The sequence below is a fragment of the Parafrankia colletiae genome, from assembly GCF_001854655.1.
In the GTDB taxonomy this organism is placed as follows: domain Bacteria; phylum Actinomycetota; class Actinomycetes; order Frankiales; family Frankiaceae; genus Parafrankia; species Parafrankia colletiae.
Map to the genome: position 1 here is coordinate 1 of NZ_MBLM01000119.1, position 12,235 is coordinate 12,235.

The 12,235-nt window shown below is 73.3% G+C and carries 6 protein-coding genes; all 6 read right to left on the minus strand.

What is annotated here, in order from left to right; translation table 11 throughout:
- A partial coding sequence (locus tag CC117_RS34960; protein WP_116287820.1) for an AMP-binding protein occupies window positions 1-3,498 on the minus strand: 3,498 nt, incomplete at its 3' end.
- Between the two features lie 226 nt (window positions 3,499-3,724).
- On the minus strand, window positions 3,725-4,438 hold the full coding sequence (locus tag CC117_RS16760; protein WP_084132255.1) for an HAD-IA family hydrolase: 714 nt from the start codon (window positions 4,436-4,438) through the stop codon (window positions 3,725-3,727).
- The gene (locus tag CC117_RS16765; protein ID WP_241830176.1) at window positions 4,438-5,688 is read right to left on the minus strand and encodes a Gfo/Idh/MocA family protein; all 1,251 of its coding nucleotides are present in this window, start codon (window positions 5,686-5,688) and stop codon (window positions 4,438-4,440) included. The genes CC117_RS16760 and CC117_RS16765 overlap by 1 nt, the downstream gene beginning before the upstream one ends.
- Entirely contained in the window at window positions 5,685-6,863 is a 1,179-nt protein-coding gene (locus tag CC117_RS16770; RefSeq protein ID WP_071085221.1) for a DegT/DnrJ/EryC1/StrS family aminotransferase, read from the minus strand. The genes CC117_RS16765 and CC117_RS16770 overlap by 4 nt, the downstream gene beginning before the upstream one ends.
- Before the next feature lie 386 nt (window positions 6,864-7,249).
- Window positions 7,250-10,414, minus strand: a complete 3,165-nt coding sequence (locus CC117_RS16775) for a BTAD domain-containing putative transcriptional regulator (protein ID WP_241830177.1) — start codon at window positions 10,412-10,414, stop codon at window positions 7,250-7,252.
- A gap of 412 nt (window positions 10,415-10,826) precedes the next feature.
- On the minus strand, window positions 10,827-12,227 hold the full coding sequence (gene lpdA, locus CC117_RS16780) for a dihydrolipoyl dehydrogenase (protein WP_071085224.1): 1,401 nt from the start codon (window positions 12,225-12,227) through the stop codon (window positions 10,827-10,829).
- Window positions 12,228-12,235 lie beyond the last annotated feature (8 nt).

The window sequence follows — 12,235 nt, forward strand, 5'->3', positions numbered from 1 at the left end:
CCCACCCACCACCACATCCCACAACCCCTCCGGCGACACCACCCCACCCGGCAACCGGCACGCCATCCCCACGATCGCCACCGGCTCGTCGGCGGTGGCCCGCCGGGGCTGGGCGGTGGCCGGCGCCTGCGTGGCGGCGGGTATACCGAGGAGCCCGCGCCGCAGCTCGGTGGCCAGGGCGAGCACGGTCGGATGGTCGAAGGCGACCGTGACAGGCAGCTGGAGCCCGGTGGCCGTAACGAGCCGGTTGCGCAGTTCGACCGTCGTCACGGAGGTCAGCCCCAGGTCCCGGAAGGAGGTGTGGGTGCCGACGACGTCCGCGGCGGACCCGCCGACGACCCGGGCCAGCTCGGCCCGCACCAGCGTCGTCAGCACGCCGACGCCGTCGGCCTCCGGGCGGCCGGCCAGCCGTGCGCGCAGCTGGGCCACCACCGTGTCGTCGGGGGCGGAGCGAGGGGCCGGAGCGTCGATGAGGTCGCGCAGGAGGGCGGGCGGTGCGTCGTCGGTGAGCGCGGCGGCGTCCGGACGCAGGACGGCGAGCACACCATGGTCGGCGGCAAGGGCGGCGTCGACCATCGCGAGGCCTTCTCGTACCCGCAGCGCACGCGTGCCGGGCAGCTCGGGTAGGCCGGTGTCCTCCCACGGCCCCCAGCTCAGGCTGGTCGCGAGCAGCCCGCGGGCGGCGCGGTGCTGGGCCAGCGCCGCGAAGAAGACGCCCACCGCGGCGCGCTCGGCCTGCCCGACCCCGCCGAGCAGCCCGGCGGCCGAGGAGAGGAGGACGAACGCCCGGGTCTCGGGGCCCGTGGCCAGATCATGCAGGTTGAGGGCGGCCGCCATCGCCCCCGCGAGCCGCCGCGTAGCCTCGTCGACCCCGCCGGCTGCGCCGGTGCCGCCAGCTGCGCTGGTGCCGCCGGCCGGGTCAGTGCCGCCGGCCGCGCCGGTGCCATCGGCCGCCTCGTCGATCCCCTGCGCGTGGAAGACCGCCCAGACTGCACGCGCGTGCCGCCGCAGCACGGCGCGCAGCGCGGCCCGGTCACCCAGATCGCACCGGACGTGCACGACGGCCGCGCCCGCACCGGCCAGCTCGGCACGCAGCGCCTCGGCGGCCCGCTCGCCCGGGGTGGCCTCCGGGATGGCGGCGGCCGGATTGTCCGCATCGCCGGGTCGGCTGATGAGCAACAGCCGCCGCACGCCGTACCCGGCGACCAGATGCCGCGCGAGGGCCGCGCCGGCCGGGCTGTCCGCCCCGGTCAGGACCACCGTGCGGCGCGGGTCCGCGACGAGGGGGCCGCCAGCTGCCTGCTCGGCGTCGGACGTCCCGGTGGCGACCCGGGCAAGCCGGGGCAGCAGCACAACCCCCTGCCGGACGGCGACCTGCGGCTCGCCGGAGTCGACGACGGCCGCCACGGCCGCCGCCGCGGCCGGGTCGTCCGCGGTGAGGTCGAACAGGACGAACCGGCCCGGATGTTCGGTCTGCAGCGCACGCACCACCCCCCACAGCGGCGCGCGGATCAGGTCCTCGACGTCGTCGTCCGGCCCGACCGCGACCGCACCCCGGGTGGCGACGACCAGCTGGACGTCGGCCAGGCGCTCCTGTGCGAGCCAGCCGGCGAGCTCGGAGCGCAGCCGGGCCACCGCCCCGGCCGCCTCGTCGGCGAGCACCCCGGCCGGTCCGAGCCCGGACCCGCAGGTCAGCACGGCGACATCCGGCAGCGGGTCGCCCTCGGCGGCGGCCCGGCGGACGGCGTCGAGGTCCGGGTAGGCGGTGACCTGCGCGCCGGACCCGGTCAGCGCCGGAGTGAAGCCGAACACGTCCCCACCGACGACGGCCCACCGGCGGCCGCCGTCGCGCACGATGCGGGCCCGGACCGAGGCCGAGGTCACCGACGGCCGGGGGATCCAGTCCACCCGGAACAACGCGTCGTGATAGCCGCTGCTCGCAGCCCGCAGCCGCGCCGGCCGGTCCAGCAGCACATGTCGGGTGATCTTCCCGGACGCGGTCCGCGGGATGCGGTCGATCTCGTACAGCTCCTCGGGAACCTTGAAGTAGGACAGCCGTTCCCGGCAGGTGGCCAGCACCCGGTCGGGGTCGAGCCCGTCCGGGCCAGGCACGAGGAAGGCGACGGGCACCTCTCCGAGCAGTTCGTGCGGACGTCCGACGACCGCCACGTCGGCGACACCGGGAACCTCCCGCAGCACCTCCTCCACCTCGCCGGGGTGGATGTTCTCCCCGCCCCGGATGATGAGCTCCTTGATCCGGCCGGTGATGGTGAAGTAGCCCGCCTCGTCACGGCGGGCGAGGTCACCGGAGCGGTACCAGCCGTCGCGTAGCACGGCGGCGGTGGCCTCGGGCTGGTTGTGGTAGCCGAGCATGACGTTCGGCCCGCGCACCCACACCTCCCCCTCCTGGCCGTGGGGGACGTCGAGGCCGCTCTCGRGGTCGACCAGCCGCACCCCCAGTCCGGGCACGGGCAGCCCGCACGAACCGTCCACGCGGGCGCCGGTCGGCCAGTTCATGGTGATCGACCCGCAGGTCTCGGTGCTGCCGTAGGCGTCCAGCAGCGGGACGCCGAAGGTGTCCTCGAAGTCCCGGCGCAGCGCCGCGGTGGTGATGGCGCCTCCGACGAGGCACATGCGCAGGCCGGGCGCGGTGAAACCGCGCTCGCGGGCGGCCCGGACGAGGTAGTGGTACATCGTCGGGACGCCGGCCAGGAACGTCGACCCGTCCTGTTCGATCGCGGCGAGCACCTCGTCGGCGGAGAAACCGTCCAGGATCCGGGCGCTGGCGCCGACCGCGGTGACACCGAGCACGCAGGCGATGTGGGACAGGCTGTGGAACAGCGGCAGCGGCCACAGCACCCGGTCCTGCTCCGAAAGCCCGGGGATCGGGACGTAGCAGGCCGCCACCGACCACAGGCAGCTCCGCTGGGTCGACAGCACTCCCTTGGGACGTCCGGTCGTCCCGGAGGTGTAGAGCATCCAGGCGACGTCGTCGAGGCCGAGGTCGTCGCGGGCCGCGGAGCGCGGCTGTGCCGTGGCCAGCGCCGTGAACGACTGCGCGCCGACCGGCGCCGCCGTGGGCAGGACGGGGTCTCCGGTCACGAGCAGCCGCACCTGCGGCCGGTCCCGCAGCACGCGCGCGACCAGGTCGACCCGGGCCGGGTCGGTGACGACCAGGCGGGCCCCGCTGTCGTCGAGCAGGTAGGCCAGCTCGGCCTCGGTGACCCGCGGATTGATGGGAACACCGACCACGCACGCGCGGGTGAAGGCCAGGTAGCTCTCCACCATCTCGACGCTGTTGCCGAGCACGATCGCCGCCCGGTCGCCGGGCTGCAGCCGCAGATCGGCCAGGTGCCCGGCGAGCCGGCCGGTGCGCCGCTCCAGGTCCGCGTGGCCGACGGCCCGGCGGGCGTCCTGGAATGCGATCCCGTCACCGAGGCGCTCGGCGTTCGCGCGCAGCAGTCGGGGCAGCGGCGAAATCAGCTCGGTGCGCAGCATTTCGCATTCCTCCGTCGGGTGCGAGGCCGCCGTCCGCCGGATGTACGAGCACAACCCCAGGTACGGACACAATGCCGTGGCGGTCATACGGCCATTACCAGTCTGACCGAGAAAACACTTTTCACCTCCCCTGCTGCACCCCTGTTCCCAGCCGGGGGCAGGGCGGTGAACCCCCTGCCCCCGCGGTGGGGACCGGCCGTTTCCTCCCCGGCCGCCACCCCTGTGCTCAGCGGGCGCGCGCGGACCGTTCCGGCAGCACCGCGAGCAGGTCGGCCGGCCGCCGCAGGACGATGTCCGGACCGGCGCGCAGCAGGTCCGCCTCGTCCGGGGTGCCCCACAGCGCCGCTGCCGAGCGGACCCCGGCGCCTTGGGCGCTGCGCAGGTCGTTCGCTGCATCACCGACCATCAGTGCCTGGTCAGGAGGGGTTTCGAGCAGCAGCAGAGCCCGCTCGACGATGTCGGGTGCGGGCTTCGGACGGGCGATCTCGTCCGATCCGACGACGTGGTGGAACCAGTGGAGCAGGCCGAGGTGATCGAGCAGGTCCCGGGCCCGGGGGCCGGACTTGCCGGTGGCCACGGCCAGGCCGAACCCCCGGCCGCGCAGCGCGCCGAGCAGCTCCGCCACCCCGTCGTACACCCTGACCTCCCCCCGCAGCCGGTGACTCTCCCGGACGAACGGCTCCTCCATCGCACCGGGAAGATTCATGATCCGCATGATGTCGGGAAAGTAGCGACCCTGATGTCGATGGTATTCCTCGAAAGGAGCGTCCCCGACTCCGACCACCTCTCGGTAAGCGATTTCAAAAGCTTCCCGCATGACGTCAAAGCTGTCGACGATGACGCCGTCGAGATCCAGGACGACGACCGTGGTGGAGTTCCACCGCGGCTTACTGAACGGAGCCGGGACGAACGGGCGGGTGGTGAGGGTCCTGTGTTCCATCATGTCCTCCGTGACCGGGGCCCGGGCCCCGCCGGCAGTGCGGTGCGGGAGTGCGCCGAGCCGTAGAACCGTTCGACGGCGTCGACGGCGCGGCGCGCCTCGGCGACGGCCCGCCCCGGGGAGTCCGGATCGGCGAGCAGCCCCGGGATCTCGTCGAGCTGACGGCGGTACTCGGTGCCCACCGCCTCGGGCGGGACCGGCACGCGGACGGTGTCGCCGTCGCGGGTGTAGGTCAGCACCGGGCCGCCGCGTCGGTTCGGGCTGAAGCCGAAGGTGCAGGCCAGTGTCGCCGTCCCGGCGCTGCCCTCCACCCTGATCACGGTGCTGTCCCACGCCTCGTGCGAGGCCCAGCTCGCCCGCAACGACACCGAGACACCGTTCTGCGTGATCAGAAAACCGCGCGCGGTGTCCTCCACGTCCACGCGTCGGACGGCCGACGCGAGGTCGGCGCCGGAGTCGGTGTCGGGGTGGGGGTCGGGGTCGGGGTGGGGGCCGGGGTCGGGGTCGAGGTCGCCGGCTCGCCGCCAGGTGGCGGCGCCGGTTCCGGCCCGGACGAAGTCCGCCGAGACCGTGCCCACGACCTCGTCGAACGACGCGGTTCCCAGCAGGGGGGCCGCGGTGTCGAGCAGGTGCCAGCCGAGATCGAGCAGCGCGCCGCCACCCGCCCGCCGGCTGTCGGTGAACCAGCCACCCGCGTCCGGCACGCCGCGCGCACGCACCCAGGACAGGTCAACATGCCGGATCGTCCCGCAGGCCCGCGCCAGGTCGTACAGCGCCCGGACGTCGGCCCGGCAGCGCGCGGCACTGCCCGCGAGGAGCACCGCCCCGCCGGCCCGCTCGGCCTGGGCCAGCTCGTCGGCCTCCACGGCGTTCAGGCACACCGGCTTCTCCAGGAACACCGGGACGCCCGCCGTCAGGAGCCGGGCGGCGACCCTGCTGTGCAGGTGGTTCGGCACGGCGACGACCGCCAGGTCGACGTCCCGCGCGGTCAGCAGGCCCGGGTCCGCCAGGAGCCGCGGGCCCGACGGATCATCCCGGCCGCCGCCGGTCGACCGGGCCGCCGCGACCGAGGCCCGGGCCCCCGCGTCCGGGTCGACGGCGGCGGCGACGGTGAACCGCGGATGCTCGTCGAGCCGCGGAATCCAGATCGAGCGGCCGGCCCAGCCCAGGCCGACGACCGCGACCCGCAGCGGGCCGGCCCCCGGCCGGGCAGGCTCCCAGGCCTGCTCCGCCAGTTGAGCGCCACTCACCAGCCGCTCCGGCTCTCGCCGACCGCCCACGCGATGATCTCTGCCACGTTCTGGATCTGGTCCTCGTCGGCGAGCAGCGTGCGGTGGTGCAGCCAGATACCGTCGGCCCCGAGAGCCTCCGCGTTCGGGCAGCGCCGCGCGAGCTCGTCCACGGAGGCCTGCGGCGCCCCCGTCTCCCAGAAGCCGTCGGACCGGTAGATCACCCGGAAGGTGGCGAACGCCGGCAGACCCGCGCCGACCAGCCGGTCGACGAGCTCGTTGCGCTGGATCTCGTTCAGCCCGGGAATCCGGAACATCGCCATGTAGTGCGAGGTGCGGTCGTTACGCCGGTCCTTGCCCCGAGGTTCCACACCGGGAATTCCGGAGAGCAGACCTGCCAGCAGCGGCCAGCGCTTCTCCCGCGTTTCGACCTGGYCGTCGAGCCGCGCCAGCTGGGCCCGGAGAACCGCGGCCGTGAACTCGTTCATCCGGAAGTTGGAGCCCGACGTCTGATGAAAGTAGAACCGATCGGTCCGGGGACGTCCACAGCTATGCCGAAGAAAGGCCTCCTCGTACAGGCCGGCGTCCGGGAAAAGAACCGCGCCGCCTTCACCGGCGGTCATGAGTTTTCCGTTCTGGAAGCTGAACGCGGCGATCGAGCCCAGCTCGCCGACCCGACGTCCCTGTCTGCGCGCACCGTGCGCGTGCGCGGCGTCCTGCACGAGCGGGACACCGGAGTCGGCGGAGAGCTTGGCCAACGCGTCGATGTCCGCGATCTCGCCGGCGATGTGGACCGGCATGATCGCCCGGGTCCGCGGGCTGATGGCGGCGGCAACGGCCGCCGGGTCGATGTTGTAGGTGTGCGGGTCGATGTCGACCGGCACGGCGACCGCCCCAAGGCGCTGCGCCGCCTGCGACGACGAGATGAAGGTGAAGGCCGGGACGATGACCTCGCTGCCCGGCCCGACCCCGAGGACCTGCAGGGCGAGTTCGAGCGCGTGCGTGCCGTTCGTGACCGCCAGGGCGTGGTCGGCGCCGTGGTGGCTCGCGAACTCACGCTCGAAGGCGTCGACCTCGCCGCCCCCCATCCGCCACCACTGACCCTGTTCGAGAGCGCGGACGAGCCCCGCACGCTCGTTGTCGTCATACTGCGGCCACGCGGGCAGCGGTGACCTCAGAACCGGGGCAGCACTCATCGTTCTCCTCTTTTCACAGCGAGACTGACGACCATGGAGGGAAGAATTCACCGGTACCGCAGAACCGATTTCGCGGTATTATCGGCGACCGCGCCGGATCACTGCACCAACCGGCCCGAAGAACACGATCAGCATAATTTTCAGACTATCTTGGGTGCAGTTGCGTGTCAGCCCCAGAGGCAACCCCTGAACCCCCCCTAAGACCGGAAACGGCAAAGCTCACGGGTATCCGGCAACGACGACAGCGGCTCTCCCGAAAACCGCACCCGGATAGCACCTAAAAGGCAGGCGAAAAACGGCCACCGCCGGCCACCGGCGGGCGGCCGGCTGCCGGCGGTGGCCGGGGTGAGGGTCGTGAGGCGGGGGTGAGGGTCGTGAGGCGGGGGTCAGCTGGCGGCGGCCGCGAGGCTGTCGGCCCGCCGGTGATGGTGCCGGCGCAGATCGTCCTCGGTGACCGGGCCACGCGGGGCCCGGTCACCCGTGACAGCGGTGACGGCCGCGGTGCCGGCGGCGCGGGCCGGGCGGCTCATCGCCGTGCGCGCCGCATCGGCCGAGCCGACCCCGGCGGCGGCACCGGGCGCGGTGCGGGTGCGCGGGCCGGGCATCGTGCCCGCCCGCCGGTCGTCGCCCAGCCATCGGGCGAAGCGCAGGTGCCACCGGCCGCGGGCCGCCCGGGGAATCTGCGAGTAGGCGACGTCCCGGACGAAGACATGCCGGAACTCGTAACGGGGGTCGGGATCGGCGAGCATCAGCACCTGACGCAGGACGCCCCGGCGCACAAGGTAGTCCAGCTCGCGCAGGATCTCCTCCTGGGGAAGCCCGCAGGCTGCCGCGACCGGCTCGGCCCAGGCGGTCGCCCCGAACACCGCCGCGCCCTGCAGGACCCGTCGGGTGCGCGGGGGCAGCGTGTCCAGCCAGGCGGCGATGACCCCGTGCACGGTACGGGGGATCCGCACCATCGCGGAGGCGGGGCCGACCGGTCCGGCACTGTCGATCTCCAGGGCCGGCGACGGACCCTTCCCGGCCGAACGGGCCACCTCGCGGAGCATGTCGACCAGCGCGACCGCGAACAGCGGGTTGCCGCCGACCTTCGCGACCGTCGAGCACTCGTGGGGCTGCCCGGACGGGGGCGGCGGGGCCGGTGTGGGGACCTCGACAGGCCCCGACTCGGCCAGCGCTGGTTCCGCGAGCCCAGGTTCCGCGGGACCCGGGCCCGCGGAACCTGATTCGGCACCGGACGGGAGCGGCTGGGGAGGAAGTGCCGGACGCAGGCCGTACCGCACCGCCAGGTCGACCATCAGGTGCTGGATCGCCGCCTCGGAGAGCTGGTCGATGTACATCGTCGTCGCGTCACGCTTGCCCCCGGCCCAGCGCGTGCGCCGCTCGAGCAGGTCCGGCCGGGTGCTGAGGACGACCAGCAGGGGGACCTGGCCGAGGCCCTCGTCGAGGCCCTCCAGGACGTCGAGCAGGCGGTCGTCCCCGCGGTGCAGGTCCTCGACGATCAGGACCGTCGGGCCGGCAGCCGCGAAGCGCGTGAGCACCCGGCGCCAGGCCGCGAGGACGGCCGGGGCCTGCTCACCTCCCGGCCAGGCGGGGTCGAGCAGCGGGGCCAGCTCGGCCGCCGCTCGGCGTGCCGTGCCCAGAGTCGCGCCCGTCATCCCGATCGCGGCGGCGAGCCGAGCCACCGCCGCCTCCCGGGAGTCACCCGCGGTGATCCCGGCCCACCGGCGGACGATGTCCGAGAGCACTTCGAACGGACCGGCGGGGAACCGTCCGATCCGGCCGTACAGGAACCTGACGTTGCCACCGACCGCTGCCTCGCCGGCCTCCCGGCAGAACTCCCAGAGCAGGCGGCTCTTACCGATCCCCGGCTCCCCCGAGATCGTGACCAGGCAGGGGCGCCGGCGGCGCCCCGTCTCGGCGAGCAGGCGGTGCAGCAGGTCCTTCTCGTGGTCGCGTTCGAGGAACGGGGTGCGGCGCGACTCCGCGACCGCGGCCGGGCTGTCCACGGCGGCGGGTTCCAGTCCGGCCGTGCGGACTCCGACCACCCCGCCCACGCCACGACCGTGCTCGTCGACCGACGCATAGGTGAACGCGCCGTCGGACGCCGCCCGGGTCGCCTCGCAGACCCGCAGCTCACCGCTGGGCACGGACGCCAGCAGCCGCATGGCCCGACCGGTGACGTCTCCGGACAGGCCGGCCGCGGTCGCCGCGCCGCTGTCGGTGAAGGTCGCCAGCACCTCGCCGGTCGTGACCGCCATCCGCAGGTCCCACGGACCCGCCCCGCCCGCGCCCGCGGCCGTCTTCGCCAGGGCCGCTGCGGCCCGGCGGATCGCCAGGCCGGCCCGGACCGCGCGCTCCGCGTCCTCCTCACGGGTGCGGGGCAGGCCGAAGACCACGATCCACACGGAGCCGAGCGCGGTGTACACCTCGCCGCCGAAACGGCTGGTCTCGGCCCGCACTCTGGCGGTGACCGCGCGCAGCACCGTGTCGACGTCCTCGGGATCGGAGGTCTCCACGCCTGTCCCGAGTTCCAGCCGGCCGGCCAGCACGCTGACCCATTTCCGGGCGGTGTACCCGCCCTGGGCCCGCGGGGAAGGAAGGTTGCGGGCCGGCCCGTCCGCCTGTTCGACCTCGGGGCAGTCCCGCGGGCCGCCCTCCCGCCCGGCGCCCATCCCTGCGCCGCACCCAGCTCCGGCCTCGAACGGGCCCGCGCCCGCGACCCCCTGCACGTCACGCCCGGGCCGGTCACCGGCCGGCGCCGGGGCGCTACCGCCAGGATGGACGGGGAGTACCGCCGCCGCCCGCGGGGTCAGCCACGGCTCGTGGTCGAGGATCGCGCGCTCCAGGCGCCGAAGCTCGTGGCCGGGGTCGAGTCCGAGCTGGTCGACGAGCGCCGTCCTGGTGCGCCGGTAGCACTCGAGCGCGTCGGCCTGCCGGCCGCACCGGTAGAGCGCCACCATGAGCTGGCCGGTCAGCCGCTCCCGCAGCGGCGCGGCCTCGGCCGCCGCCTCCAGCTCGGGCACCAGCTCCTGGTGCTGCCCGAGCGCCAGCCGGGCCTGTGCCCAGTCCTCGAAGGTGACCATGCGGGCGCTGTCCAGGGCCGCCGCCTCCGGCCAGACCAGGCCTTCCTCGACCAGATCGGCCAGCGCCGGACCGCGCCAGCACGCGAGCGCGCCGGCCAGGGAGTCGGCGGCAGCGCCCCACGAGCCGGCGGCCAGCTCGGCCCGGCCTCGGGCGCTGAGGCCCTGGAAGGCGGTGAGATCGACCTGGTCCGAACGGACGCTGAGCTGGTAGCCGGGCGGTCTGGTCAGCACGTCGGCGTCGTCCCGGACGGTACGCCGCAGCCCGGCCACCGCGTTCTGCACCATCTTGCGGGCGGTTACCGGCGGCTCGTCGCCCCACAGGGCCCGCAGGAGGCGGCTCGTGGCCACCGCCGCGTTCGGGTGCAGCAACAGGAATCCCAGCGTCGCACGCTGGTGGATGCCTGGCACGACGACAGGCCGGCCGTCCCGGACGACTTCCAATGGCCCCAGCACATGGAATCGCACTCTGTCTGCCTTCTGAGCGCGGACGCGGCCTCGACAGTCACCCGGCCTGGCTGTGCGGCGGGCGGCTCCGGGACGTTTCCTGACCTGCTTGCGGGAGAGGGTCGAAGCTCGGTCCGGACCGCTCCGCCCGAGGCGGCGCGCAGCTCACAAAGGAGGCGAGCGGGCCGCGCCGGGCGGTGACCGGTGCCCCGCGGAATGCCACGCGGTGCACCGGGGCGGCCACGGCGCTAGCGACAGACTGCGCCGTTCACATGCTCACAATCCAGATAGATACGGCGAGTCAGCAGAAGATCACCGCACACAGGATGAAGTGTAGGCTCCACCGCGATCAGCTGTCCACAAGTCAAAGCCAGGAGCGTGATCTGACGCGCCGACCGTCCCTGCCGAGCAGCAGCAGGCTGACGGCGACGGATCAGAGATTGATCATGTGGCCGGCGAGGCCGTGGATCGCCTCCTGCAGCGCCTCGCTGAGCGTCGGGTGGGTGTGCACGTTGCGGGCGAGCTCGAACGCGGTGAGGTCCCACTTCTGCGCGAGAGTCAGCTCGGGCAGAAGCTCGGAGACGTCCGGGCCGATCAGGTGGCCGCCGAGCAGCTCCCCGTACTTCGTGTCGGAGATGAGCTTGACGAAACCGCTGGCGTCGCCGAGGCCGTGCGCCTTCCCGTTCGCGGTGAAGGGGAACTTGGCGACCTTGATGTCGTGGCCCTCCTCGCGGGCCTGCGCCTCGGTCAGGCCGAAGCTGGCGACCTGCGGCTGGCAGAACGTGGCCCGGGGCATCATCCGGTAGTCGCCGAGCGTCTTCGTCTCGGCGCCGGCGATGGCCTCGGCCGCGACGACGCCCTGCGCCTCGGCGACATGCGCCAGCATCAGCTTGGCGGTCACGTCACCGATCGCGTAGATGTGCTCGACGTTGGTGCGCATGTAGTCGTCGATCGCGATCGCGCCGCGGTCGGTGAGGGCGACGCCGGTGTTCTCCAGGCCGAAGTTCTCGATGTTCGGCGCGAACCCGATGGACATCAGGACCTTGTCGACCTGCAGCGAGCCGTGCGCACCGTCCTTGCCGGTGTACTCGACGGTCACCGAGGAGCCGTTGTCGGTCACCGTCTCGACCTTGGTCGAGGTCAGGATCGGCACGCCCAGCTTCTTGTACTGACGGAGAATCTCCTTGGAGACGTCCGCGTCCTCGTTCGGCAGCGGCCGGTCGAGGAACTCGATGATGGTGACGTCGACGCCGTAGTTGCGCAGGACGTAGGCGAACTCCATGCCGATGGCGCCGGCCCCGACGATCGCCATCGAGCGTGGCAGGTCGCGGGTGAGGATCTGCGTCTCGTAGGTGACGACGTTGTCGGACAGCTCGACCCCGGGCAGCAGCCGCACCCGCGAGCCGGTCGCGATGATCACGCTGTCGAACGTCACCTGGTCGCTGCCGCCGTCGGAGAGCGCCACGTCCAGGGTGTTCGGGTCGCGGAAGGTGCCGCGACCCGTGTATTCCGTGATCTTGTTCTTCTTCATCAGGAAGTGCACGCCCTTGACCCGGCCGTCCGCCACCTGGCGGCTGCGGTCGAAGGCGGCACCGAAGTCGAAGCTCACCTCACCGGAGATGCCGAAGGTCTTGGCCTCGTGCGCGAACAGATGGGCGAGCTCGGCGTTGCGCAGCAGCGCCTTGGAGGGGATGCAGCCGACGTTGAGGCAGACCCCGCCCCAGTACTTCTCCTCGACGACGGCGACCGACATCCCGAGCTGGGCCGCGCGGATCGCCGCGACGTAGCCGCCCGGACCCCCACCAAGGACAACGAGATCAAAGTGCGCTGCCATAGGTCCAC